The sequence below is a fragment of the Couchioplanes azureus genome (genome assembly GCF_014648355.1).
Taxonomy (GTDB): Bacteria; Actinomycetota; Actinomycetes; order Mycobacteriales; family Micromonosporaceae; genus Actinoplanes; species Actinoplanes azureus.
The window spans coordinates 569,945-592,857 of sequence record NZ_BMQY01000003.1; the positions used below are offsets into that span (position 1 = coordinate 569,945).

Genomic DNA, 22,913 nt, shown 5'->3' on the forward strand with positions numbered 1-22,913 from the left:
CCTCGCTCTGCCGGCCCGCGCTCCGCGGCCCGTCACCGCCCCGCCCCCGCTCAGCCGGGCTGTAGTGCCCAGGCGCGGACCCCGCCGACGATGCCGGCGGTGTTGGGCACCACCACCACGTCGTCTCCCATCCGGGCGAGCTGCGTCGCGGTGATCAGCCGCGAGTTTCCGCCGCCCAGGTAGAGGCGGTCCCAGAGGAAGACCGGCCGCAGCCCCTCGACGACGTTGCGGACCCGCCGGGACCAGAGCGCGTCGCCGAGCCGGCGCCGCTCGTGCTCGCCGATGTAGGTGTCGTAGCTCATCCCCCACCGCACCGGCGCCTGCGACATCTCCAGATGCGGCGCGAGCGTCCCGCCGTCGAACAACGCGCAGCCCAGGCCGGTCCCCAGGGTCAGGACGAGCTCGCAGCCGGTCCCCGCGACCACTCCGGCGCCGTGCACCTCGGCATCGTTGAGCACCAGCGTGGGCAGCCCGAACGCCTCGGCCAGGGCGGTGCGCGCGTCGTAGCCGCGCCACGCCTCGACCAGCTCCGGGTCCACCCGCGTGCGAGGCCCGCTACGGGTCACGTAGTGCGGCGTCGCCACCACGACGCCGTGCCGCAGCATGCCCGGCATGCCGACGGTGACCCGATCGGCGGTCGGCAGCCGCTCCCCCAGCCCGACGAGCGTCTTGACGAAGAGATCCGGAGGCAACGGGTACGGCGTGGGCACCCGCAGCGGCTGGGCCCGCATCGTGCCCGCCTCGTCCAGCACCGACCCCTTGATGCCCCCGCCGCCGCAGTCGATCGTCAACGTGAAAGCCACAGGTGCAGTGTGACAGTTCATTATGCGTTCAGAAGTTCTCTCTTGCGCCGGCCGGAACCCGGCGTGAAGAAGCGCTCCCGCGGCGGCGGGAAATCGGCGTGCACAAGCGCGCCCCTGCGACGGGAACTCGGCGTGCACAAGCGCGCCCCTGCGACGGGAAATCGGCGTGCACAAGCGCGCCCCTGCGACGGGAAATCGGCGTGCACAAGCGCGCGCGGCGGCGGGAAATCGGCGCTCAGAAGCGGGCGAAACCCCGGATCGGCATCCGCGGCCCGAACTTCGGGGCCGCGATGCCTCCGGCCGCGAGCAGCTCGCAGACCCGGCCGCGGTGACCGGTGAACGGTTCCAGCAGCTCCAGCATCCGCGCGTCGGTGCCGCGCGCCTCGCCGGCCAGCGCCCACGCCACCGCGTTCGGGATGTGGAAGTCGCCGACGCTCACCGCGTCCGGGTCGCCGTACGCCGTGCGGACCACCTCGGCGGCCGTCCACGGACCGATTCCGGGGATCGCGGTCAGCCGGCGGGTGGCCTCGGCACTGTCGGCGCAGCGTTCCAGGCGGGCCGCCTCGACGGCACAGCGCAGCAGGGCCTGGGTGCGGCGCTGCTCGACCCCGAAGGGATGGAAGGTCCAGTACGGCGTCGCCGCCACCGCGTCCGGATCGGGCGGCAGCACCAGGCCGGCGGGCCCGGGCGCCGGCTCACCGAAGTGCCGGACGAGCGCACGGTACGCCCGGTGCGCCTCGATGCCGGTGACCTTCTGCTCGAGCACCGCCCGGATCAGGCGATGGAACACCTGGCCGGTGGCGGGGAACCGGAGCCCGGCGAAGGTCCGTGCCAGCCGCGCGACCAGCGGGTGGCGCGCCGCCAGGGCCGGGAAGTCGCCGAGGTCGTCACGCAACCCGGCGACGGCGTCGGCCCGTTCGACGATCCACTGCGCGCCGGGTCCGTGCCCGGTCGCGGTCAGCTCCGCGCCGGTGCGGGCGAGATGCAGGGACGCGGGGCCTTCGGGCGTACGCGCGGCGAGCCAGAAATCCCCGTCGGCGAGCCTGCCACAGGGGTCGTGCCGGACGACGAGCAGCGAGCGCAGCGTGCCGGAGAAGGCGTAGCCTTCCGGCGGCCGCAGCCGGCGGGTCACCGTCGTCGTCACCCGCGCCACTATACGGTCGCCCGCCCCTTACGCCAGCCACACGGACGGGCCCCACGAAGTGGCCCGCACGGAGGGGCCCGGAGGACCCGAAGGACTGGCCCACACGGGCGGGCCGGTGCGACCGAGATCGCGCCGGCCCTTGGTGCCGTGGGCGGGTGTCAGGAGGGGAGGCCGCCCACCTGCTGGCTGACCCAGCTACGGATCGACGGGAGGTCGCCGTAGATGGAGGGGCCGGTCGCGCAGACCGGGTTGTTGTTGCCCGATCGGCTCGTCACGCCGATCAGCGCCCAGCGGCCGCTGATCGTGCGCACCTGCGGACCGCCGGAGTCGCCGTAGCAGGCGCCGGCGTTGCCGTTGGTGTTGTTGGTGCAGATCTCGTACGCCGCGTCGATGCCGGTGCAGCGGCTGTCCGACACGATCGACGTGTCGAGCTCGTTGGCGACGCGCGGCGTGGAGCCACAGCCGCGGGTGGGGCAGGTCTGGCCCCAGCCGATGATCCGGGTGGCCGTCCCGACCGCGCCGGACGAGGTGGGGATCGGCGCGGGGGCGTGACCGACGGACGAGGCCAGTTCGAGCAGCTTGACGTCGATCCGCGGGTGGCTCACCGAGCGCCGCACGGAGACGACCGTGCCGCCGCTGGTGCGGTCGATGCTGCCGACGCGCACCGAGCTGGGGGTGGGGCAGTGCTTGGCGGTGACGGCCCAGTTGGCCTTGATGAGGGAACCGGTGCAACCCGACACGTAGACCATGAACGAGTAGTTCTCGCTGGCGGGCTTGCCGTTGACGATCCGGGGACTGACGGGCTCGGGGACGGGTGACGCGATGGCGACGGCCGGGGTGAGCAGGCCGGCGGCGGTGGCGGTGACCATGAGGAGTGTCCGGGCGAGGGTACGCATGCGGTCGTCCTGTCTGTGCCGTTGGGGGTGACGGCGGGCGGGATGCCCGTAACAATGTTATCGAGAAAGTTACATTCCTCGATACATATCGAACGGGGCCTACCGCGAGGGTGATGGGACGACTTCGCACTTGCGACGGCGGGCGCGGCAAGCGGCCGGCTCCTCGTGCCGGCCGATCCTGTGCGCGCATGCCGATGGCCCTGACCGCGCTCCCGGTCAGGGCCATCGGTGCGGTGAGCGGACTGGGTCCGTCACCCGGTGGCGGAGCTGGTAGCTCGGCTCGAGTGGTGTCGCGCCTCCTTTCGTCAGCCGATTCCTTGCTCGAGCCGCCTGCCGCGCGCCGTCCTCAGGGGGGTGGACGGCGGCCGGTCCCCGACGGGGGGTCCCGGCGGGGCGGCACCTGGAGAGGTGGCGCGGCCCCGCGGGGTTCGGTTCCCGGGTGCGGCAGGGCTCCGTACCTAGTTGTTGCGGTTCTGGCCGTCGTTGTTCTGGCCGTCGTTGTTGTCGCCGTCGTTGTTCTGGCCGTCGTTGTTGTCGCCGTCGTTGTTCTGGCCGTCGTTGTTCTGGCCGTCGTTGTTCTGGCCGTCGTTGTTGTCGCCGTCGTTGTTGTTGTTGCCACCGCCGACCTGGATGCGGACCGCGTCGAAGGCCGGGGTCTGGTTCGCGCGCTCCATCATCGGGATGCGGTGCGAGCCGTCACCGGCCCACGAGGCGCACTGGGCGAGACCCTGGTCGGGCAGGCCCGGGACCTGGATGGTCACCACGTCGGGGGCGCGTCCACCCTGGTTGTCCTCGGTGGCCACGAAGAACGCGGGAGCGGGCTCGGGGTCCGGAGCGGCGTTGGTGTTGTTGAGCATCCGGCAAGCGGTGTGGAAGTGACCGCGGACGAGACCGTCCTGCAGTACCGAGGACTCCACGTAGTAGCCGCCCTGGCCGGCCGCGAGGAAGCGGTCGCGGATCAGGTTGCGGGTGCTCACCTTCAGCGTGAACGCCTGACCCTGCTGGACCTGCTGGGGCGCCTCGGTGATCAGCAGCGACGGGTTGTTCCCGGCGGCGCCGACCTCACCGAACTCGGTGGAGACGCAGCGGTTGCCGTTCTGGAAGCCGTCGTGCGGCTGCAGCTGGCTGGTGTCGCAGCTGTTGGTCAGGACGCCGAGGCCGGCACCCGGCGGCGGGTTGCCACCGTTGTTGTTGCCGCCCTGCTGCTGGTCACCCTGCTGCTGGCCGCCCTGCTGCTGGTCACCCTGCTGCTGACCGCCCTGCTGCTGGTCACCCTGCTGCTGACCGTCCTGCTGCTGGTCACCCTGCTGCTGGTCACCCTGCTGCTGGTCACCACCGGCGTTCGTGTTGTTGCCGGTGTTGGTGTTGTTGCCGGTGTTCTGCATGACCCACTGGCGACAACGGGCCCGCATCTGCTCGGTGGTCGGCACGTTGCCGCCGCCGTCGTCGGCGTGCTGGGTGACCCGGCCCTTGTTGGTGGTGTAGGAGCCCTGGCGGGTCTCCGTCGAGAGCTTCGACTTCCTCGGCGCCTGGAGGTTGTTGCATGCGGCCAGAGCGCGCTGGGTCGAACGCTTGGTGCTCGCGTCCGACACCTGCGTGACGGTGACGATGCCGCCGAAGGCAACCAGGGTGGCTACCGCGGCGATGATCCGGCGCCGACCGGTGAACCACTTGGACTTGCTGGATTCGCGCCGGTACTGCGACCTTCGCATTGCTGACACCTTTCTCTGTCCACACGTGGCGGGCGGTGGAGCCGCCGGGGTGTTGCCGTACGGCCTGGTCGGCTGGCCAGGTCGATTGCCGTCCGCGCGCTACCGCGTCCGGAAGATGCGCATCGTGGTGACCACGCCGGCCACGAGGGCTCCGGCGAGGACGATGAGGATGACGGAGGTGCTGACCCCGGGCACGCCGCCCGAGCTGCTGGCGGCGGCCACCATCGCGGCGTCCACGGCCGGTCCACCGGCGCCGGCCGGCGCGGGGGCCGTCGGCAGCGCGCCGTAGTCGACGATGCCGCTGCTCTCCAGCAGCGTCATGTGCGTCATCACGAACTGGTTGGTCTGCTGCGCCAGCTTGCGGACCTCGTCGTTGCGGGTGCTGGCCCGGATCGTCGCGATCGCGGGGAAGATCTTGCCGTGCGCGGCCCGGAGCCGGTCGACGTAGATCTGGTCGAACTGCTCCGGCGTCGGAGCGTTGTTCATCTCGTTGAGCCAGCCCTGCTGGTCGTTGTTGGGCAGGTTCGGCAGGGCGATGCCGAGCTTCTTGGCGACCGCCATGTCGAGCTTGTCGAGGACCACGTGCTGCCCGGAGATCGACCTGCCGATCTCCTGGATCCGCGGGTCCTTCGACTTCTGGACGGCCATGTTGCCCGCCGGAATCTCCCACAGTCCGGCGAGCCGGACCTTGATGACGAAGTCCCGGTCCGCCAGCGAGACGCTGCCCTTACCCGTGGCGGTCTGGCTCGGCGGGACCGGCACCGGACCCGGCTCGGCCGCCCGGGCCATGCCGGCGGGGGCCAGCAGGAACGCCAGGGTCGTGGCCAGAGCGCCCACCAGCCAGCGCGACGGCCGGCGGGAGGAGCGGGCGGCGATCATCTTTTGACACCTCCGACGAGTACGGAAACGTTTCTGAGAAATTCCTGTGACCTGTGGAAAACGCTAGGAGCAGGTCATCCGGGTCGCAATGGAAAACGAACTACTTACGCTCGACTTAAAGAGAACTTGAGGCCACCGGATCCACCGGCGCCGCGGCCGGCCGCCGCCCTGGAAAGACGTCGACCGGCCACGATTTCACTCAGTAGCTGTAGTCGGACCCACCGCTGCCCTCGGGGCTGTCGTCCTCGGCACCGGCGCCGTCCGACGGCGGCGCGACGGGCTTCGAGACGGCCGGCAGGCAGGTCAGGTTCTTCTTGCCCTCGGGCGTGATCACGAACCAGGTGCCGGCCACGTTCTGGCCCTTCCACTGACCCGGCTCCTTGTCACCGATGTAGGTGTAGAGCGGCCACTTGTCGAGGGTCAGCTGCAGCGTGCCGTCCTTGCGCTTCACGGTGCCGACCAGCTTCGCGTCCACGCCGTCGAGCTTGGGCTTCTCGCCCTTGTTGACCAGCGCGGGCGGCCAGACCTTGGCGCAGTCGTCGTTGCAGTTGGAGACGGCCTCGGGGTCGACCTTGTCCTTGTCGAACCGGTACAGCACGAAGCCGTCCTGGTTCTGGACCGTCTCGCCCATCCGCTTGATCGCGGCCGCCTTCAGCTCGGTGGTGACCTCGTCCTCGCTGAGCTCGGCGCCCTCGCCGCCCTCGTCGGACTCCTCCTCGGCCTCCACCTCGGCGCCGGGCGTGGCCTCCGGCTCCGCGCCCGGGGTGGCTTCGGCGGTCGCACCCGCCTCGACGGCGTTGGACGCCGGCTGGGCGCCGTAGTCGCTGCTGTTGTATCCCGCAGGGGCGCACCCGGTCAGCGCGAACGCCGCCGCGATCGCCGCGCTGACGACGACCAACTTCCGCTTCTCCGGTACCACGAGAGCCCTCCCAGTTTCGTCCATCTCCGTGTTCCGCGCTGTAGTACGAGAGGACGGCCGCCCGGGTTGAAGAATCGGCGCAATCAATTTCTCCGATTTTTGTTTGAACTCTTCGAGCCCCCCGTACGTGAATGAACGGCCCTCCCCACGAATTGACTGCGATCTGTGAGGGGGCCTTGGACGTACGGTGAAAACAGCAAGCCCGGCCGCGTACGCGACCGGGCTTGGCTAGGCAGGGATCTGTCAGGGAACGCGAACCAGCGTCTCCCACGTGCCCTTGGCGTCGAGGGCCTGCACCTGGATGTGCGCGATGTCGGCGCGGGCGAGCGCCGTCACGGACTGCAGCAGCAGGGGCTCGGGCTGGGCGGCCGTGCCCCACCCCTTCTCCCCCACGTTCCAGGTCGACAGCACCTCGGACGCGCCGTTGGTGCGGACCGCGACGGCCCGGCACACCAGCGGGCCCTTGATGTTGGCGACGGCGTAGGACACCTGCGTGCCCCAGTCCTTCGGCTCCAGACCCACCGACGCCTTGACACCCGTGCGGGCGTCCGTGCTCGAGTAGGTCTCGCCGGCGAGCGGGGTGCCGCCGATGCCGATGCCACCGTCCGGCAGCGGCAGCGGGTCGAGCTGCTTGCTCGAGCGCGGCTGCGCCTTCTGCGCCGACGGCTGGGTCGGCTGCTGCTCCGGGGCGAACCACTGGCCGCCGGCGAAGAGCGCGCCGATGGACAGCATCGCGAAGACCACGACCGCGGCCGCCAGCGAGTAGAGCCGCCGGCTGTTGGCCCGGCGCCGCTCCCGCTTCACCTCGCCGATCATCGACTTCAGCATCAGGCCGTCGCGGCGGGACTGCTCGGTCGCGACCAGGGCGTCCGCATCGACGTCCGAGAGGATGTCGACCACGGGCAGCAACGACTCGAGCTCGATCGCGCACGCCGGGCAGTCGATCAGATGGTCCTCGAAACGGGCGGCATCGCGCTCGTCGAGCACGCCGAGGGCGTACGCGGCGACGTCGAAGTGCTGTTCCTGCGTCATTACTCAGTCACCCCCCGCTGCTGCAGAGCCGTACGCAGGGCCCGCAAGGCGTAGTACACACGCGATTTGGCCGTACCCAGAGGCAGGCCGAGCACCTCCGCGGCCTCCGGAACGGTCCGGCCGCGGAAGTAGGTCTCGACGAGGATCTCCCGATGCGACTGGCTAAGAGTACGCAGGGCATCGGTCACGGTCATCAGCTGGAGGACCCGATCCGTGTCGTCGGCCGTACTGGGAAAGCTCTCCAGCTCGCGGTCGTACGTTTCCGGCGGCCGGGCGCTGGCGCTGCGATGGTCGTCGATGGCGATCCGCCGGGCCACCGTGACCAGCCAGGGCCGCAGCGACTGCTGCCCCTGGGCGCCGAGGCGGTGCGCGTTGCGCCACGCCCGCAGCAGCGTCTCCTGGACGATGTCCTCGGCGCGCTGCCGGTCCCCGCCGGTGAGCCGCAGCACGAACATCAGCAGCGGCCCGGCGTGCTCCTCGTAGAGCATCCGGACGAGCGTGTCCTCGTGACTCGCGGTCGCCGACCCGGCCTCGTGGCGGGCCTGCCGCGGCGTCACGGCGTCATCATTCTCCGCACTACGGCCTCCGTCGAGAGCCTGCCACCGGCCTCCGGATCGCTGCTGCGTCATGACGCGCACCCCATCCGGCGCGAGCCGCTCCATGACCGTCGCATGCATCGATTCCTCCTGCCGGTGCTTACCCCGTCGCCTGTCATACGCGCGGGGTGGCCCGCCGGGATCAAAGCGGTGGGGAAAATTTCCCGGCCCAGGCGGGGAGGCGATGCATCGACGTGCAGCCGCAAGAGGTTCCTCCGGTTCCAAGCGCATGGGGCACGCTCGGCCGCCCGCGGAAAACGGGAGGCCAGGGCGCGCGTGGGTCGCAACAACCATCCATAGGTGCCGATATGCACCCAGGGGCACGCGAATAATACTCAGCAGGTCGGGGCCGTCGACAGACGCGCAGTGCGTACTCGAGACGCTCGGCTGATGCGCCGTCGGCGCGCCGTCATGCGGACCCTACCCAGAGTGATCAAGAGGCGGATTTCGCTCGACACTGGGTAGCGTGACGGCAACGGTGAGCGGGTCCGACACGGATCGCCGAAAGGTACGAACCACCACTCACCGGGTGCGGGCCGCGGCCAGGGTCAGGGCACGGTGCAGCACCCGGGCGTCACCGAGCAGCCCCCGCAGCCGGCGTTCGAGACCCGCGATGGGGACCAGGTTCTGCGGCGCCCGCGGATCCTTGTACGCCGAGGACGCGAACCGCGGCAACGTCGCCCCGGACAGCCCGGCGAGCTCGACGGCCTGCGCCGGAGTGAGCTCGGGCGAGCACTCCACCCGGACGATGCCGGACCACGGCGCCCCCGAGGCCCCGGGCAGGCGCAGATACCAGGACCAACCGCCCCAGACCGTGCCGAGCGCGAAGACCGGCGTCCGCTGGCCGGGGCGCAGGCCGGTCACCACCGGGGTGAGCGCGGCCGGCAGGTACTGCTTCTGCTGGGTCTTGACGTAGCCGATCGTGCGCGGCAGCTGGCGGCGGTTGCGCAGCGGGCCGTCGACCACCAGCAGGTCGGCGCCGTCCGAGCCGTGGCTCCGGGCCGCACCCGAGATCTCGATCTCCAGGGCGGTCAGCGGCGCCTGCACGGCCGCGGGCAGCTTGCTCGCCTCGCCGGTGCCGCTGACCCGGTGCACCTCGTAGCGCACCGAGCCGGCCTGCACGTCCTCCGCGGACGGGCTCGCGGTGAACAGGCCCCGGGCGACCCGGGCGCCCGCCAGCTCGGCCACTCCCCGGCGCAGGTCGCAGCGGACGACGCCGGCCGCGTACGAGGCGGCCAGGCCGGCGTAGGACTGGCCGTCCTCCTCGGCCGTCCAGAGCCCGGCGTCGTTGCGGCGCACGCCGTCGACGAGAAACACCACGTCGGGGCAGCGCACCCCGGCCGGCACGTCGATCGGCGCCCAGTGCGCGGCGGGCACCTCCACGTCCGTGTCGACCTGCGCGCTGCTCGGCGACGCCGGACCGTCGGCGGCGTCCCCGCCCTCGAACGACGCCCCGTACGCGGGATCCCAGGCGTCGACGAACATCCTCACAAGCCGACCCTCTCCACGTACGCCGTGCGCGCGTCCTTGTGCACCTCGAACCGGACCGGCACCCGCTCGGCCAGGGCGTGCACGTGCGTGACGACGCCGACCATCCGGTCGCCGCGGGCGGCCAGGTTCTCCAGGGTCGCCGCCACCACGTCGAGCGTCGCCGCGTCGAGCGTGCCGAAGCCCTCGTCCAGCACGATCGACTCGAGGCTCGCCGCCGTCGTCGACATCCCGGCCAGCTGCTCGGACAGCGCGAGGGCCAGCGCCAGCGACGCCTGGAACGTCTCGCCGCCCGACAGGGTCCGCACCGCCCGGCGCAGTCCGGCGTCGTGATGGTCGACGACGAAGAACTCGCCCTTGTCGTGCACGAGGTCGTACTGGCCGCCGGTGAGCTCGCGCAGGATTCGCGAGGCGCCGTCCACCAGCAGGTCGAGTGCCTCCTCCAGGAGCCAGCGCTCGAAGTTGTTGGCCCGCAGGTGTCCGGCGAGGGACTTGGCGACCCGGCTGTCGCGCACCAGGGCCGCCCGCTGCTCGGCGTACTCGCGGGCCTGCTCGCGGCGGTCGGCGAGACGCTGCCAGGCCGCCTCCGCCCGCTCGGCGGCGACCGCCGCCGCCCGGATCAGGTCGGCGTCCGCACCGCCCGCCGGGGCCGGCAGGCCGCGGCCGGCGAAGAGCGCCACGATCGCCTCGCGAGTGCGCCGGGTCTCGGCCTGGGCGGCCTCGACGGCGGCGGCCGCCTCGTCGCGGGCGACCTCCCGGCGGTCCGCCGACTCGTCCGCCCACCGCACCAGGGCCGACCAGGCGCCGGCCAGGTCGTCCCGGTCGGCCGGCGGCGGCCCGAACCGGGCCACCAGGTCACGGACCGCGTCGAACGAGCGCCACGCCGCGCGCTGCTGCTCCTCCGCGGCGCCGACCGCCGCCTGGGCCCTGCGATGCGCCTCCCGGGCGGACCGCACCTCCGCGCCGGCCTCGTCGAGCCGGCGCTGGATCCTGCTCAGCTCCGCCAGCCGGGTCCGCAACGCCTCGACGCCGGGCGAGCCGGCCAGCCCCGCCGTCACCTCGGCGAGGCGGGCCTTGTGCTGCTCGAACTGCGCCCGCTTGCGGTCCAGGCCGCGCTCCAGCTCCCGGGCGACCGCGTCGCGCTGCTTCCACGCCGTCGACGCCACGTCGGCCGCCGCGCGCGCCGCCTTGCCCTGACGCTCCGCGACCTGCACCGCGGAGCCCTCCGGCACCGCGGGCACCGCCGCCACCGGCTGCTCGCAGACCGGGCACGCCTGCCCCGCGGTCAGGTGGGCGCGCAACGCGGCGGCCCGGTCCAGAGCCTGCGCCTCGGCATAGTCCAGCCGGGCCTGTTCCAGGAGCTGCTCGGCACCGAGATGCGCCGCCCGGGCCAGCTCCGCCGCCGCGACCGCGTCCCGGTACTCGACCTCGGCGACCGAGACCTCGCCGGCGAACCACTCGGCCTGCCCGGTCAGCCGCTCGCACTCGATGTGGCGGTCCAGCAGCAGCCCCAGCGAGCCCGCGTCGCCGGCGGCCGCCAGCTCCCCGCGTACCTTCTCCTCCGCCTCCTCGGCGGCGCGCACGGCAGCCGCCGCCGCGTCCACCGCGACCCGCGCGGCGGCCGTGGCCTCGGCCACCCGCGCGCTGCCCGCGGGAGCGGCGACCCGCGACAGCGCGGCAAGCTCCGCGGCGACGGCGTCGCGGGCGGCGGCCAGCTCGGCCTCGCGTTCCCGCACCGCCCGCAGCCGCGGCATCGCGTCCTCGACCTCCGCGGTCAGCTCCCGCATCGCCGCCAGCCGGGCAGCCGCGGCGGCGACCGCCTCGTCGTCGGCGTCGGCGAGGCCGGCCAGCGCCTGGTCCACCACGGCGAGCTGGGCCTCCGCCCGGGTCGCCCGGGTGGAGGCGCGGGTCTGCACCTCCTCGTACACGTGCAGGCCGAGGAGATTGACCAGGATCTGCTGCCGGGTGGCGGGCTTGGCGTGCAGAAAGTCGGCGAACTGGCCCTGCGGCAGCACGACGCAGCTGGTGAACTGCTCGTACGGCAGCCCGACCGCCTCCACGATCGCCCGGTCCATCTCCGCCGGGGTACCCGCCAGCACGTCGCCGAGGTCGTCGAGGCTCATCCCGGTGTCGAGCCGGGTGACGTCGAAGCCGGGCGGCATGAGCTGCAGTCCCGCGCCGGCGGTCTTGACGTTGCCACGCCCGTCGCGGCGCACCACCCGGGTCGCGACGTACCGCGAGCCGGCGGACTCGAAGACCAGGCGGACCCGGGCCTCGGTCGCCGACGGCGCGAGCGCGTTGCCGATGCCGCGGCTGCCGCCCCACCTCGGCACCGTGCCGTAGAGGGCGAAGCAGATGCCGTCGAGCACCGTGGACTTGCCGGAGCCGGTCGGGCCGACCAGGGCGAAGTAGTCGGCGTCGGTGAAGTCGACGGTGGTCTCGTCGCGAAACACCGTGAACCCGGCCATGTCGAGCCGCAAAGGCCTCATTGCTGCGTGCTCACCTCGTCATACAGCTCGTCGAAGAGTTCGCGGACGCCTTCCTCGGCGTTGCCGCGGCTGTCCAGGTAGTCGCCGAAGAGCTCGCGCGGCGAGCGGCCGGCGCGCTGGGCCATCCGCGCGCCGGTCCGGTCGGGCACCATGTCGGGGTCGATGCGCACCTCCAAGGCGTGCGGGAGCAGCTCCTGCACGTCCTCGCGGAGTCCGACCCGCGGCGCCTCCCGGACGTAGACGCGCAGCCACGCCTCCGGCAGGTCGACCGTGGCGAGCTGCTCGAGGCTGCCGCGGACCGTCCGCAGCGTCCGCGCCGAGGTCACCGGCACGTCGCGGACCTGCGCGGCCTTGTCGGTGGAGACGTCGACGATCGCGACCGAGCAGACGTTCTCCTCCTCGCCGAAGTCGACGGCGAGGGGGCTGCCGCTGTAGCGCACCGGGCACGGGCCGATGACCCGCTGCGCGCGGTGCAGGTGGCCGAGGGCGACGTAGTGGGCGTTCGGCGGGAAGACGGTGGCCGGGACCGCGTAGCCCAGCACGGTGTGCGCCTCCCGCTCGCCGCCGCCGGTGCTGGCGCCGACGACGGTGAGGTGGGCGGTGAGCAGGTTGACCACGCCGGGCTCGGCGAAGCCCTCGGCGAGGCGGGCGATCAGGCGGGCGACGTGGTCGGCGTAGGTCTGGGTGGCCTCGGCCGCGGTCAGGTCGTACATCTCCACGGCACGGATCGCGTAGCGCTGCGACAGGAACGGGAGGGCCGCCAGCTGCCACCGCTCGCCGGCCGCCGTCTCGTCCCGGATGATCAGATCGTCCGGTTTGTCGCGGACGGACCCGCGCAGCTCGATGCCCGCCGCGTCGGCCCACGGCCGCAGCGCGTCGAGCGCGGGCCCGTTGTCGTGGTTGCCGCCGATCGCCACCACCCGCGCCCCCGTCTGCCGCAGGGCCGACAGGGCCCGGGTCACCACCCGGGTCGAATCCGGCGAGGGCGCGGCCGTGTCGTAGAGGTCGCCGGCCACGACGACCAGGTCCGGCCGCTCGGCCCGGGCGATCTCCACGACCTGGGCGAGCACGCGGATGTGCTCGTCGTGCCGGGACCGGCCCTTGAGGACCTTTCCGACATGCCAGTCGGAGGTGTGCAGGATGCGCATCGCAGAACCCTAGAACGGAATGTCGTCGTCGGTCACGCCGCCACCGCCGCCGACGACGGTGAACGGATCGACGCCCTGCACGATCGAGCGCATCGTGCCGGCCGGCGGCGGCCCGGACTCGGACTTGCGGGTGGCCCAGGCCGGGAACGGGAACTCCACGCAGAGCGGCACCGGGATGTCGGGCTGGTTGACGAACATCGTGCCCGGCCGGGCCAGCAGGGCACGCTGGCGCATGGCCGGGGGCAGGAAGCCGTACTCCGGGCGGGAGGCCTCGGCCGGGTCGAGGCGGCCGACGACCCGGATCGCCGAGTTGGTCACGATCCGGCGCTCGACCTCGCTGGCGGTCTGCTGGGCGCCGATCAGGATGACGCCGAGCGAGCGCCCCCGCTCGGCGATGTCGAGCAGGACCTCCTTGATCGGCGACGAGCCCTCGCGCGGGGCGTACTTGTTGAGCTCGTCGAGGACGACGAAGAGCAGCGGCCGGCCGGTGCCCGACTTCTCCTTGTCGTCGAACTCCGTCTTGAGCGTCACGCCGACCACGAAGCGCTGCGCGCGGTCCGGCAGGTTGTGCAGATCGACGACGGTGACCTGGGCGCTCTCCGCGGTCTTGATCCGGTGCGGGCGGCGGGCCGCCAGGTCGCCGCGGATGAGCCGGGACAGGTCGCGCTTGCTGCCGATCAACCGCCGGGCGAACGCGTTGACCGTGCCCATGTTGACCGCGCTGCCCGCCCACATCGACCGGGTCTCGTCGTCGGTGAGCTGGTCGACGATGTGGTCGACCAGGTCCCCGTAGCCGCCCAGGCGGCGGCCGTCGATGCTGATCCCGCCCTCGGCCGGCACGGCGTGGCGGGCCAGGTGCGCGGTCACCGAGTGGACGACCATCGTGTACTGCTGGCGCTCGTCGTCGGCGTCGGCGAACACGTAGGGCAGGAGCCGGTCGGCGCAGAACTCCTCGAGCGTCCAGTAGAAGCTGTCGACCCCGGTGAGCCGGCTGCTGACGTCGGGGGCGCCCGACGAGTCACCGGCCCGCGGCGGCGCGTAGACCCGGACGTCCGGGAACGCCGTCGCGGGCAGCTCGAGCAGCTTGTACGCCGCGGTGGTCGGCTCGTCCAGCTTGGTGTTGGCGTGGTCGAGGAAGAGCAGGTCCTCACCCTTGACGTTGAAGATCAGCGCCCGGGCGTTGGCGCCGTCCGCACCCAGCGCGCCCGACCGGAACACCGAGTAGAGCAGGAACGTCGCGAAACTGGTCTTGGTGGCCACGCCGGAGATGCCGGAGATGGACACGTGTGCGCCACGGGTGCCGTCCAGGAAGTCGGCGTTGAGGAACACCGGCACGCCGTCGCGGCCGGTGCCCATCGGGACCCGGCGCTCCATCCGGTCGAAGTGCAGCGCCGCGTCGCGGGCCTCGCCGGACGCCCGGTGCACGATCGCGCCCGGCGCCGGCGGCACGTAGAGCTCGGGGTCGACCCGGGTGGTGGTGACCTCGGCCGCCTCCTGGACCAGGGCGGGCAGCGTGCCCTCGGCGATCGCGAACACGTCCGAGTCGAACTGGGCGCCCTCGTGCCGGGCCCGCACCTGGGTCACCACGCCGGCGATCGTCACCGGCTCGCGGTCGGGCAGCTCGCGGCGGGTCACCACCACGTCGTCGAGCTGCAGGTAGCTGCCCGGCGTCACCGCCGTCCAGAACTGCAACGGGGTGGCGTCGGCGGTGCCCAGGACCCGACCGACCGGTTCGCTCGCTTCGCTTGCTTCGACAGCCACGCCGATCATGTTGCACCAGAGGTACGACACTTGTCGGACCCAGTGTCCCCCGTCAGGGTCTGCGGGCGTACCGGAGGAAGAGCATGTCGTCCTCGGTCAGGACGCTGCGCAGGGCCATCCGCCGCGGCGGATGGCCGTCCGGGCCGGCGGCGATCCGGCCGGCGCCGCCCCCGGTGAGCAGCGGAGACACGGTGAGGCAGACCTCGTCGACCAGGTCGGCCGCGATCAGCGCACCGAAGAGCCGCGGGCCGCCCTCGCACAGGATCTGGGTCGCGCCCCGCCGGTGCAGCTCGGCGACCATCGCGGACAGGTCCACCGCCCGGTCGCCGAGGGCGAGGATCTCGGCGACCTCGGCCAGCCCCGGCGGCGGCGCCTGCCCGGCGTGGGTCACGACCAGCGGCCGGATCGGCGCGTCGGCGAAGACCAGCTGTGCCGGGTCGAGGTCGAGCGAGCCGGAGACGACCGCCATGAGCGGGAACTCGGGCAGGCCCTGCGCCCGGCGCCAGGCGCGGCCCGCCTCGTCCAGGCGCAGCGCGTCGTAGTTCTCGGTGCGTAGGGTGCCCGCCGCGACGACCAGGGCGTCGCAGGTCATCCGCAGCAGGTCGAAGATCTGCTTGTCGCCCGGCCCGCCCAGCGCGCGCGACCTGCCGTCGATCGTCACCGCGCCGTCCACGGCGGCGACGAAGTTGACCCGCAGCGTCGGCTCCGGGCGGCGCGGGTAGCGCGCCAGCAGGTCTTCGAGGATCATGGCGAGGCCGGCCCGGTGACGGGTGGCGTCGGTACGACGGGTCGGTGCTGGCAGTCGCACCAGGACCCGCCCCGGCAGTCCTTGTGCCGTTGCTCGCGGCACGCGCGGCAGATCATGCCGTCACCCTATGCGCTCCGGCCGCCGTGGGGCGGGCGGCAACCGTACGGCAGGAGAATAATGCGGTCATGACGAGGCAGCCCGCCCGCTCCCCGGGCCGCCCGACGCTCGACGCCGTGGCGGCGCGCGCCGGGGTGGGCCGGGGCACCGCGTCCCGCGTCCTGAACGGCTCCTCCCAGGTCAGCCCGCAGGCCAAGGCCGCGGTCGAGGCGGCGATCGTCGAGCTGGGCTACGTGCCGAACCGGGCCGCGCGCTCCCTGGTGACCCAGCGGACGGACTCGGTCGCCCTGGTCGTGTCGGAGTCGCAGGAGCGCGTCTTCGGCGAACCGTTCTTCGCCGGGGTGCTGCGCGGCATCAACGCGGCCCTGCTGGAGACCCCGCTGCAGCTGTGGCTGGCCATGGTGGCCTCGCCCGCGCAGCGCGAGCGCGTCGAGGCGCACCTGACCGGCCAGCACGTCGACGGCGTGCTCCTGCTCTCGCTGCACGACGAGGATCCGCTGCCCCGGGTGCTGCGCGAGCGGGGGATGCCGTTCGTGCTCGGCGGCCGGCCGTCCGCGCCGCACGACGACGACTACTTCGTCGACGTCGACAACGCGGCCGGCGCCCGCAAGGCGGTCGAGTATCTGCTCGCCGGCGGGGCCCGCCGGGTCGCGACCGTCGCCGGTCCCCAGGACATGGAGGTCGGCCGCGCCCGGCTCGCCGGTTACCGCGCCGCCGTGCCCGGTGCGGGGCTCGTCGCGTACGGCGACTTCACCGAGGACGGCGGCGCGGCCGCGATGCGCGCCCTGCTGGCCCGCGAGCCCGGGCTCGACGCCGTCTTCGCCGCCTCCGACCTGATGGCCACGGGTGCGCTGCGCGCCCTGCGGGAGGCGGGCCGGCGGGTGCCGCAGGACGTACGGGTCGTCGGCTTCGAGGACGCGCCGGCCGCCCGGCAGTGCGAGCCGCCGCTCACCACCGTGCACCAGCCCGTCGAGGAGATGGGCCGGCGGATGGCGGAACTGCTGGTCAGCCGGATCCGCCGGGAACCCGCCGGGAATTCCCACGTTCTGCTCGACACCCATCTGGTCCGTCGCGGCTCCGCCTGAGCCGACCTAACCTCCAAGGATGCCTTGACGGCCGGGACACGGCGGTGCAACAGCCGCGAAATGCCGTGCGGGCAAGCTGATACGACCTGACAACGGCACCGCCGTGCCGGGTCGCAGACGGGAGGAGTCGCATGTTGTTGCGGGTACGGGTCACTCTGCCGGACCGCCCGGGTGCCCTCGGCCAGGTGGCGCGCACGCTCGGCGTCGCCGGAGCCGACATCGTCCAGGTCGTGGTGCTGGAGCGGCTCGGCGGCCGGGCCGTCGACGACTTCACGGTCGTCTGGCCGGGCGCGTCCCGCGTCGAGCGGCTCCTCGCCGGTCTCGCCGCCATCCCCGGCGTGCAGGTGGACGGCGTCTGGAAGGCGATCGGGGCGCCGGTCTCCGGCGGCCACGACGCCGAGTTGCTGGCCCAGGTCGCCGCGAATCCGGTGGACGGGCTGGCCACGCTGGTGGACGCCGTGCCGGCCCTGCTCGCCGCCGACTGGGCCGCCGCCGCGATGGTCCCGGCCGACTGGGCCGCCCGCACGGCCGCGCCCCGGACGCCGACCGACGAGCCGTCGCTGCGCCTGCCGCTCGGCGGCCAGCCGACGGTGGCGTACGCGAGCTGGCGCGCCCCGTCCCCGCTGCACCTGCCGGAGGTCACCCCGCTGCGGGCGCGCCCGATGACCGGCACCGACGGCACCCGCTTCGCGGTGGCCCCGTTCGGCCGCGCCGGCCTGGTGCTGGTGGTCGCCCGCTCGCAGGACGACGACTCGCCCGCTGCCGCCTTCCACGTCACCGAGGTCGACCGGATCGCCCAGCTCGTCCGCGCCGCCGCGGTGATCCTCGGCGACCGCCTCGACCTGGCCGCCGTCCCGCCGGTCGCGCTCGACCGCGCCTCGAGCGCGGGGTGAAAGCGCGGATCACGGAACTGGCCGGCACGTGGCCCGTCAGCGCACCAGCAGGTCGATCAGGCCCGTCAGGTCCTCCTTGCCGCGACCGTCGGCGAACTGCGTCGTCTGCTGCCGGGGATCACCGAACGCTCCAGCCGCTGGCCGCCTGGAGACGCGGGCGGACCGGGATGTCGTTGGATCGCGAAGCTGGTGATCGTGATGTCGGGGTGCCGCGTCATTCGCCGCCCGGCCCGTCAGGCCGCCAGGATGTGCCCGAGTCCCCCGTCCACCGGTAGTTCGACGCCGGTGGTGAAGGTCGCGTCGAAGCCGAGGAACAGCACGGCACGGGCGACCTCGGCCATGGTGCCATGCCGCCGCATCGGCGTGATCTGGTCGCCGACCGCGATCAGGCCGGCGCGCTCCTCGGCGGTGGCGTCGGCGAACCCCATCGTCGGCGTGTCGACGAACCCGGGCGCCACAGTGTTGACCCGGATGTTGCGCGGCAGGAACTCCGCGGCGAGCACCGACGCGAAGCCCCGCACCGCCGCCTTGGTGCCGGAGTAGACGCTCATCGTGGAGGATCCCACGGCGTTGGTCACCGCGGTGGTGAAGACCACCGCACCGCCGTGCCGGATCATCGGCGACAGGCGCTGGGCGGTGAAGAACGCCCCCTTGGCGTTCACCTCGAACATCCGGTCGTACACCGCCTCGGTCACCTGCTCGAACGGCTGTACCTCCGCGACGCCGACGTTGACGTGCAAGAAGTCGATCTCTCCGAGCGTGTCATCGACCAGGGTGGCGAGCGCGTCGATCGCCGCGAGGTCCGCGACGTCGGAGCGCACCACGTGCGCGGTGGCGCCGAGCCGCTCTCGCGCCGCTGCCACGTTGGCCTCGGAGCGGCCGGTGAGGAGCACCTCGGAGCCGCCGGCGAGCAGCTCTTCGACCACCGCCCGTCCCATGCCGTGCGTCCCACCGACGACCACGGACCTCGTTCCCGCGTACCTGCCCATCGTTCCTCCCCGCTCCGATCGGGTCGGTCGCCGCCGATCGGCGCCGATCACCAAGTGATGATCATGTTGCCGCCGGTGTTCCCTCTTCGGACAGTGGCACGAGCGTCGACATCCGCAAGATTCGTGCCATACCCTCGGGCACGTGCGTGCACCGTCCGTCGCAGTGATCGTCGTCGACCACACCGACATGCATCCGTGGGACCTCTACGAGGTGGGGATCGCGAGCGCCGTCTTCGGCGTACCGCAGCGCGACCTCGCCGATCCCTGGTACGACATGTGGCTGTGCCCGGCCGGTGGCCCGGGGCCGACCGTCGGCGCCACGCCGGCGACGGGCGTGGGACTGCGCTCGTCGCGCCGGCTCGCCGAGGTCGTGGAAGCGGACACGGTGATCGTCACCGGGGTGCCGGAGGCCTGTGTCGAGGGCGACGCCGAGCTCCCCGACGAGCTGCTCCGCACACTGCGGCGCGCCGGCGCGGCAGGTGCCCGGATGATGTCGCTGTGCACCGGGGCGTTCGCACTCGCCGCGGCGGGGCTGCTCGACGGCCGGCGGGCCACCGCCCACTGGGCGCACACCGCGATCATGGCACGGCGGTATCCGTCGGTCGAGGTGGACAGCTCGGTGCTCTATGTCGACGACGGCCAGGTGCTCACCAGCGCCGGGCTCACCGCGGGGTTGGATCTGTGCCTGCACGTGGTGCGGACCGACTTCGGTGCCGGCGTGGCGAACCAGCTCGCACGCCGCCTCGTCGTGCCGGCGCACCGCCCCGGCGGCCAGGCGCAGTTCGTCGACCTGCCGGTGCCGGCCACCGACGACGCCGGCCTGGCGCCGGTGCTGCAGTGGGCCACCGCCCATCTCGACCGGCCGCTGACCGCCGCCGAGCTCGCCCGCCGCGCCGGCCTGAGCCCACGTACGTTCTTCCGGCACGTGCAGGCCGCCACCGGAACCACCCCGATGCGATGGCTGCTGAACCAGCGGCTGGCGCACGCGCGGAACCTGCTGGAGTCCACCGAGCTGCCTGTCGAGGCGATCAGCCGGCGCTGCGGGCTCGGCACGGCGGCCAACCTCCGCCGGCATTTCGCCGCCCACGTCGGCGTGGCGCCCAACGACTACCGACGGGCCTTCGCCGCACCAGCCGGCGGATGGGCGGTCAGCGCACCAGCTCGGCGGCGAGCAGATCCATGAGCAGGCCGTCGTGCCAGGTGCCGTCGGCGCCGCGCTCGTACTGGCGCATGATGCCGACCGGCTGGAATCCGACCTTCGCGTAGCAGCGGATGGCGGCCGCGTTGTCGGCCGCCGGGTCGATCACGAGCCGGTGGAAACCCTCGTGGTCGACGAGGTGCACGGCCAGGGTCCGTACCGCGTCGGTGCCGACGCCGCGGCCGTGCACCGACGGGTCGAGGAAGATGTCCAGGCTCGCGTGCCGGTACTCCGGGTCCTCCTCCGCGGCCCACTGGATCGCGCCGACGACCCGGCCGTCCACCCGGACGGCCAGGTAGTGCAGGCCCTCGTCGGCGATCGCGTCGCGGACCTCGGCCGCCAGGTCGTCGCCGCCACGCCAGCGGGCCAGGACCTCCGGGGTGGACCGCACGGCGGCCAGCGCGGGCACGTCCTCCTCGGTCGCCGGCCGCAGCGTCACGACCCTGCCGTGCAGCACCTCAGGAACGGCGGACACCGTGCTCGACGCAGGTGGCCGTCCAGCCGGCCGGCACGACCTGCACCTTCATCCGGCGCCGGCAGTCGGGGCAGTAGCGCGGGGGCTCCAGCTGCCGGGCGGCGGCGCAGGCCCGGTGGTCGCCCACCTCGGCGGCCGCACCGCACCGGTCGCACCACACCAGGACCGTCACAGGGTCGCCGACAACGCCTTGACGGGCATCTTGAGCTCCTGGAGCAGCTCGAGGTCCGTCGTGGCCGGACGGCCCAGCGTGGTCAGGTAGTTGCCGACGATGACCGCGTTGATCCCGCCGAGCAGCCCCTCCTTGGTGCCGAGGTCGCCGAGGGTGATCTCGCGGCCACCGGCGTACCGGAGGATGGTCTTCGGCATCGCCAGGCGGAAGGCCGCGATCGCGCGCAGCGCGTCCTTGCCCTCCACCACCGGGCGGTCGCCCAGCGGGGTGCCCGGGCGCGGGTTGAGGAAGTTGAGCGGGACCTCGTGCGGGTCCAGCTCGGCGAGCTGCGCCGCGAACTCGGCGCGCTGCTCGATCGTCTCGCCGAGGCCGAGGATGCCGCCGCAGCAGACCTCCATGCCCGAGTCGCGGACCATCGACAGCGTGCTCCAGCGCTCCTCCCACGAGTGGGTGGTGACCACATTGGGGAAGTACGACTTGCAGGTCTCCAGGTTGTGGTTGTAGCGGTGCACGCCCATCTCGACCAGCTCGTCGACCTGCTCCTGACTGAGCATGCCGAGGCTCGCCGCGACCTGGATGTCGACCGCGGCCTTGATGGCCGCCACGCCCTCGCGCATCTGGGTCATCAGCCGCTTGTCCGGCCCGCGCACCGCGGCCACGATGCAGAACTCCGTGGCGCCGGTCGCGGCGGTCTGCTTGGCGGCCTCCACCAGCGACGGGATGTCCAGCCAGACCGAGCGCACCGGCGAGGTGAACAGGCCCGACTGCGAGCAGAAGTGACAGTCCTCGGGGCAGCCGCCGGTCTTCAGGGACACGATGCCCTCGACCTCGACCTCCGGGCCACACCATTTCATGCGTACGTCGTGAGCGAGTTGGAGCAGCTCCGGCAGGTCCTCGTCGGGAAGGCGCAACACCGCGAGGATGCCCGCCTCGTCGAGCCCGACACCGTCAGCTAGCACCTGGGCCCGGGCCCGGTCGAGGATCTCTGGCATGCCCGTACCCTACAAGGCATTCCGGCCCACGGGGATGCCGGTGGTAAGTGATAGTTTCCCCGGCGAAACGGTCGGATCGGTGATTGCGGGGGCGCGCGTGACGGGCTGGCAGGAGGCGCTGGAGAGCCAGGCCCGCGTGCGGGCGAAGGCCGGGCTCACCCGGACGCTGCGGCCGCGCGCCGCCGGCGACACCGTCGTCGACCTGGCCGGCAACGACTATCTCGGCCTGGCGGTGCACCCCGAGGTGGTGGCCGCGGCGGTCGAGGCACTGCGGGCGTACGGGCTGGGCGCCACCGGTTCGCGTCTCGTCCGCGGCTCCACGATGCCCCATGCCGACCTCGAGTCGGATCTCGCACAGTGGCTGGGTTTCCCGCAGGCGCTGGTCTACTCGTCGGGCTTCCTCGCCAATCTGGGCGCGGTCCGCGCGCTCGCCGGTCCCGGCACGCTGCTGGTCTCCGACCGCTACAACCACGCGTCGCTCATCGACGGCTGCCGCGGCTCGGGCGCCGAGGTGGTCGTCGCCCCGCACGCCGACCCGGCCGCGCTGGCGACGATCCTCGCCGCCCACCCCGGACGCCCCGCCGTGTTCGTCACCGAATCGGTCTTCTCCGTGGACGGCGACCTCGCCCCGCTCGCCGAGCTGCACGAGGTGACCTCCGCGCACGGGGCGCTGATGCTGGTCGACGACGCCCACGCGCTCGGCCTGCTCGGCCACCAGGGCGCGGGCGGCGTGGCGGCCGCGGGCCTGGCGGGCGCCGCCGACGTGGTGGTCACGGCGACGCTCTCCAAGTCCCTGGGCGGCGCCGGCGGCGTCGTGGCCGGCCCCGAGCCGCTGATCCGGCACCTCGTCGACACCGGCCGCACGTTCATCTACGACACCGCGCCGCCGCCCGCCGTCGTCGCCGGGGTCCACGCCGCCCTGCGCATCGCCCGCGAGGCCGAGGACCGGCGCGCGCTCCTGCGGGAGCGCGCCGACCTGACCGTACGCCGGCTGCGGGCGGCCGGCTTCGAGGTCTCCGCACCGGCGGCGGGCGTGCTGTCGGTGCTGGCGCCCGGCCCGGAGGCGGCCCTGGCCTGGGCGGCGGACTGCCGGGACCGCGACATTGCGGTAGGCTGCTTCCGGCCACCCTCCACACCGGACGGTTCCTCCCGCCTGCGGCTGACGCTGAACGCGGGCATCCCGGCGGCCGACTTCGACCGCGCCCTGGACGTGATCGTGGAGTGCGCACCATGACGACCGGTGACCAGACCGCTCCGCCGCAGTCCCCGGAGGAGGAGCCCCTCCCGATCTCCCCCGCGCCCGCCGTCCCGCTCTCCCCCGCGGCGCCCGGGTCCCTGCCGGCGGCGCCCGTCTCGCCCGGCGTGGGTCCGGCCGAC

Annotated in this window: 21 protein-coding genes; 4 read left to right on the forward strand and 17 right to left on the reverse strand. The window is 73.0% G+C overall.

The window, feature by feature from the left end; all coding sequences use genetic code 11:
- Nucleotides 1-50: 50 nt before the first annotated feature.
- The 13 genes from IEY99_RS13810 to IEY99_RS13870 form a co-directional block, all read right to left on the reverse strand.
- Nucleotides 51-803, reverse strand: a complete 753-nt coding sequence (locus IEY99_RS13810; RefSeq protein WP_189203082.1) for an ROK family protein — start codon at nucleotides 801-803, stop codon at nucleotides 51-53.
- A 235-nt stretch (nucleotides 804-1,038) separates the two neighbouring features.
- Complete coding sequence (locus tag IEY99_RS13815) at nucleotides 1,039-1,947, reverse strand: DNA-3-methyladenine glycosylase family protein (RefSeq protein ID WP_189203084.1); 909 nt, start codon at nucleotides 1,945-1,947, stop codon at nucleotides 1,039-1,041.
- 158 nt (nucleotides 1,948-2,105) lie between these two features.
- On the reverse strand, nucleotides 2,106-2,843 hold the full coding sequence (locus IEY99_RS13820) for a S1 family peptidase (protein WP_189203086.1): 738 nt from the start codon (nucleotides 2,841-2,843) through the stop codon (nucleotides 2,106-2,108).
- Nucleotides 2,844-3,301: 458 nt separating this feature from the next.
- Nucleotides 3,302-4,555 (reverse strand): Pecanex-like protein 1, encoded by a 1,254-nt coding sequence (locus IEY99_RS13825; protein ID WP_229798626.1) that lies wholly within the window; start codon nucleotides 4,553-4,555, stop codon nucleotides 3,302-3,304.
- A gap of 99 nt (nucleotides 4,556-4,654) precedes the next feature.
- On the reverse strand, nucleotides 4,655-5,434 hold the full coding sequence (locus IEY99_RS13830; protein WP_189203088.1) for a DUF4142 domain-containing protein: 780 nt from the start codon (nucleotides 5,432-5,434) through the stop codon (nucleotides 4,655-4,657).
- Between the two features lie 199 nt (nucleotides 5,435-5,633).
- Nucleotides 5,634-6,332 carry a COG4315 family predicted lipoprotein gene (locus tag IEY99_RS13835; RefSeq protein ID WP_229798629.1) on the reverse strand — a complete coding sequence of 233 codons (699 nt, stop codon included), beginning with the start codon at nucleotides 6,330-6,332 and terminating at the stop codon, nucleotides 5,634-5,636.
- Nucleotides 6,333-6,596: 264 nt separating this feature from the next.
- On the reverse strand, nucleotides 6,597-7,385 hold the full coding sequence (locus IEY99_RS13840) for an anti-sigma factor family protein (protein ID WP_189203094.1): 789 nt from the start codon (nucleotides 7,383-7,385) through the stop codon (nucleotides 6,597-6,599).
- On the reverse strand, nucleotides 7,385-8,062 hold the full coding sequence (locus IEY99_RS13845) for a sigma-70 family RNA polymerase sigma factor (protein WP_189203096.1): 678 nt from the start codon (nucleotides 8,060-8,062) through the stop codon (nucleotides 7,385-7,387). The genes IEY99_RS13840 and IEY99_RS13845 overlap by 1 nt, the downstream gene beginning before the upstream one ends.
- 441 nt (nucleotides 8,063-8,503) lie before the next feature.
- The gene (locus IEY99_RS13850; protein ID WP_189203598.1) at nucleotides 8,504-9,466 is read right to left on the reverse strand and encodes a hypothetical protein; all 963 of its coding nucleotides are present in this window, start codon (nucleotides 9,464-9,466) and stop codon (nucleotides 8,504-8,506) included.
- Nucleotides 9,467-9,468: 2 nt separating this feature from the next.
- A complete protein-coding gene (locus tag IEY99_RS13855; protein WP_189203098.1) occupies nucleotides 9,469-11,958 on the reverse strand; it encodes an AAA family ATPase in 2,490 nt (829 codons plus the stop codon).
- On the reverse strand, nucleotides 11,955-13,106 hold the full coding sequence (locus IEY99_RS13860) for an exonuclease SbcCD subunit D (RefSeq protein WP_189203100.1): 1,152 nt from the start codon (nucleotides 13,104-13,106) through the stop codon (nucleotides 11,955-11,957). Before IEY99_RS13860 ends, IEY99_RS13855 begins: the two co-directional genes overlap by 4 nt.
- Nucleotides 13,107-13,115: 9 nt before the next feature.
- Nucleotides 13,116-14,876 carry an ATP-binding protein gene (locus IEY99_RS13865; protein WP_189203600.1) on the reverse strand — a complete coding sequence of 587 codons (1,761 nt, stop codon included), beginning with the start codon at nucleotides 14,874-14,876 and terminating at the stop codon, nucleotides 13,116-13,118.
- A gap of 43 nt (nucleotides 14,877-14,919) precedes the next feature.
- On the reverse strand, nucleotides 14,920-15,615 hold the full coding sequence (locus tag IEY99_RS13870; RefSeq protein WP_189203602.1) for a pyrimidine reductase family protein: 696 nt from the start codon (nucleotides 15,613-15,615) through the stop codon (nucleotides 14,920-14,922).
- A 185-nt stretch (nucleotides 15,616-15,800) separates the two neighbouring features.
- Here IEY99_RS13870 and IEY99_RS13875 point away from each other — a divergent pair, with 185 nt between their 5' ends.
- Both IEY99_RS13875 and IEY99_RS13880 read left to right on the forward strand, forming a co-directional pair.
- A complete protein-coding gene (locus IEY99_RS13875) occupies nucleotides 15,801-16,817 on the forward strand; it encodes a LacI family DNA-binding transcriptional regulator (protein WP_189203102.1) in 1,017 nt (338 codons plus the stop codon).
- A gap of 131 nt (nucleotides 16,818-16,948) precedes the next feature.
- Complete coding sequence (locus IEY99_RS13880) at nucleotides 16,949-17,710, forward strand: ACT domain-containing protein (protein ID WP_189203104.1); 762 nt, start codon at nucleotides 16,949-16,951, stop codon at nucleotides 17,708-17,710.
- Nucleotides 17,711-17,943: 233 nt separating this feature from the next.
- Here the strand turns inward: IEY99_RS13880 and IEY99_RS13885 are convergent, their stop codons facing one another.
- Nucleotides 17,944-18,699 (reverse strand): SDR family oxidoreductase, encoded by a 756-nt coding sequence (locus IEY99_RS13885; RefSeq protein ID WP_189203106.1) that lies wholly within the window; start codon nucleotides 18,697-18,699, stop codon nucleotides 17,944-17,946.
- 142 nt (nucleotides 18,700-18,841) lie between these two features.
- Between IEY99_RS13885 and IEY99_RS13890 the strand changes: the two genes are divergently transcribed.
- The gene (locus tag IEY99_RS13890; protein WP_229798631.1) at nucleotides 18,842-19,882 is read left to right on the forward strand and encodes a helix-turn-helix domain-containing protein; all 1,041 of its coding nucleotides are present in this window, start codon (nucleotides 18,842-18,844) and stop codon (nucleotides 19,880-19,882) included.
- Here the strand turns inward: IEY99_RS13890 and IEY99_RS13895 are convergent.
- Genes IEY99_RS13895 through bioB form a run of 3 tightly spaced genes read right to left on the reverse strand, consistent with a single transcriptional unit; the run spans nucleotide 19,848 to nucleotide 21,536 of the window.
- A complete protein-coding gene (locus tag IEY99_RS13895; protein ID WP_189203606.1) occupies nucleotides 19,848-20,354 on the reverse strand; it encodes a GNAT family N-acetyltransferase in 507 nt (168 codons plus the stop codon). The genes IEY99_RS13890 and IEY99_RS13895 overlap by 35 nt on opposite strands.
- Before the next feature lies 1 nt (nucleotide 20,355).
- Nucleotides 20,356-20,544, reverse strand: coding sequence for a biotin synthase auxiliary protein BsaP (gene bsaP, locus IEY99_RS13900; protein WP_189203647.1), 189 nt, complete (start codon nucleotides 20,542-20,544; stop codon nucleotides 20,356-20,358).
- Nucleotides 20,541-21,536 carry a biotin synthase BioB gene (bioB, locus tag IEY99_RS13905; RefSeq protein WP_189203107.1) on the reverse strand — a complete coding sequence of 332 codons (996 nt, stop codon included), beginning with the start codon at nucleotides 21,534-21,536 and terminating at the stop codon, nucleotides 20,541-20,543. Before bioB ends, bsaP begins: the two co-directional genes overlap by 4 nt.
- A 97-nt stretch (nucleotides 21,537-21,633) precedes the next feature.
- Between bioB and IEY99_RS13910 the strand changes: the two genes are divergently transcribed.
- A complete protein-coding gene (locus tag IEY99_RS13910) occupies nucleotides 21,634-22,770 on the forward strand; it encodes an 8-amino-7-oxononanoate synthase (protein ID WP_189203109.1) in 1,137 nt (378 codons plus the stop codon).
- Nucleotides 22,771-22,913: the final 143 nt, after the last annotated feature.

What these genes read in the sequence shown, in the direction of transcription:
- IEY99_RS13820 (WP_189203086.1), bottom strand. Translation starts at nt 2,843, where the DNA reads ATGCGTACCCTCGCCCGGACACTCCTCATGGTCACCGCCACCGCCGCC.
- IEY99_RS13825 (WP_229798626.1), bottom strand. Translation starts at nt 4,555, where the DNA reads ATGCGAAGGTCGCAGTACCGGCGCGAATCCAGCAAGTCCAAGTGGTTC.
- IEY99_RS13830 (WP_189203088.1), bottom strand. Translation starts at nt 5,434, where the DNA reads ATGATCGCCGCCCGCTCCTCCCGCCGGCCGTCGCGCTGGCTGGTGGGC.
- IEY99_RS13840 (WP_189203094.1), bottom strand. Translation starts at nt 7,385, where the DNA reads ATGACGCAGGAACAGCACTTCGACGTCGCCGCGTACGCCCTCGGCGTG.
- IEY99_RS13845 (WP_189203096.1), bottom strand. Translation starts at nt 8,062, where the DNA reads ATGCATGCGACGGTCATGGAGCGGCTCGCGCCGGATGGGGTGCGCGTC.
- IEY99_RS13850 (WP_189203598.1), bottom strand. Translation starts at nt 9,466, where the DNA reads ATGTTCGTCGACGCCTGGGATCCCGCGTACGGGGCGTCGTTCGAGGGC.
- IEY99_RS13855 (WP_189203098.1), bottom strand. Translation starts at nt 11,958, where the DNA reads ATGAGGCCTTTGCGGCTCGACATGGCCGGGTTCACGGTGTTTCGCGAC.
- IEY99_RS13860 (WP_189203100.1), bottom strand. Translation starts at nt 13,106, where the DNA reads ATGCGCATCCTGCACACCTCCGACTGGCATGTCGGAAAGGTCCTCAAG.
- IEY99_RS13865 (WP_189203600.1), bottom strand. Translation starts at nt 14,876, where the DNA reads ATGATCGGCGTGGCTGTCGAAGCAAGCGAAGCGAGCGAACCGGTCGGT.
- IEY99_RS13870 (WP_189203602.1), bottom strand. Translation starts at nt 15,615, where the DNA reads ATGATCCTCGAAGACCTGCTGGCGCGCTACCCGCGCCGCCCGGAGCCG.
- IEY99_RS13875 (WP_189203102.1), top strand. Translation starts at nt 15,801, where the DNA reads ATGACGAGGCAGCCCGCCCGCTCCCCGGGCCGCCCGACGCTCGACGCC.
- IEY99_RS13880 (WP_189203104.1), top strand. Translation starts at nt 16,949, where the DNA reads ATGTTGTTGCGGGTACGGGTCACTCTGCCGGACCGCCCGGGTGCCCTC.
- IEY99_RS13885 (WP_189203106.1), bottom strand. Translation starts at nt 18,699, where the DNA reads ATGGGCAGGTACGCGGGAACGAGGTCCGTGGTCGTCGGTGGGACGCAC.
- bioB (WP_189203107.1), bottom strand. Translation starts at nt 21,536, where the DNA reads ATGCCAGAGATCCTCGACCGGGCCCGGGCCCAGGTGCTAGCTGACGGT.